Below are 701 nucleotides of genomic sequence, written 5' to 3' on the forward strand. Positions count from 1 at the left end.
GGTCGGGGTTTGCTCGATGGGCTGGGGCGCTGCTCGCGTCTGGATGACCGACGTATACCCGCCATCCCAAGTGAGCAACAGCATCCGATTAGTGCGCAATCGTAAGAGCCGAGCGCTCAATGAACGCGCAGTCAATAACCGCCGCTCACCTCAAGATAACCCTGAAATTCGGGGCTAACCCCAAATGCCAGCCAACCCACAAATCCTCTGTAGGAGCTGGCTTGCCAGCGATAGCGCCCGCCCAGCCACCAGTGATCTCAAGTGTATCGCCACAACCCCTCAGCCCAACCACAGGCTTGATGCCAGCCCTCGACCGACATCAACCCCATCCCACCATCATCAAACCGCTAAGCGCCAAACCCCTCCGCCGCCCACTCAGCCTTCGCCGCCGCAGAAACCCGATCCCGAGTAAGCACCTTCACCGCATCATCCACCAACGCCTTACTCAACCCCGTCAAATAATGCGCAGCCCAGGCGTGGCGATCAGTGTCTTTGGCGTAGGCGGCATCTTCGGTGAGTTGTTTGGCGAGGGATAGGAAGTCGGGTGCCATGGATAATGCGTCGCCGAGTGGGACGCCGCGAGTGACGTGGAATATGGCTTGATCTGCGCAATAGATGGCGGGGGTTAGGCCGATGGTTTTGAGTTCGGGTTGGTCGGTCATTTGGCACCTCCGATGGGGGAGGTGTGGCGGGGGGGGGGG

At 60.1% G+C, this 701-nt stretch carries 1 protein-coding gene; it reads right to left on the minus strand.

Annotated features, from left to right (window positions below):
• Nucleotides 1–347: 347 nt before the first annotated feature.
• Complete coding sequence (locus DU29_RS0129185) at nucleotides 348–662, minus strand: DUF3077 domain-containing protein (protein WP_028624830.1); 315 nt, start codon at nucleotides 660–662, stop codon at nucleotides 348–350.
• Nucleotides 663–701: the final 39 nt, after the last annotated feature.

Origin of the sequence: Pseudomonas sp. Ant30-3 (assembly GCF_000690905.1) — a bacterium.
In the GTDB taxonomy this organism is placed as follows: Bacteria; Pseudomonadota; Gammaproteobacteria; order Pseudomonadales; family Pseudomonadaceae; genus Aquipseudomonas.

What these genes read in the sequence shown, in the direction of transcription:
- DU29_RS0129185 (WP_028624830.1), bottom strand. Translation starts at nt 662, where the DNA reads ATGACCGACCAACCCGAACTCAAAACCATCGGCCTAACCCCCGCCATC.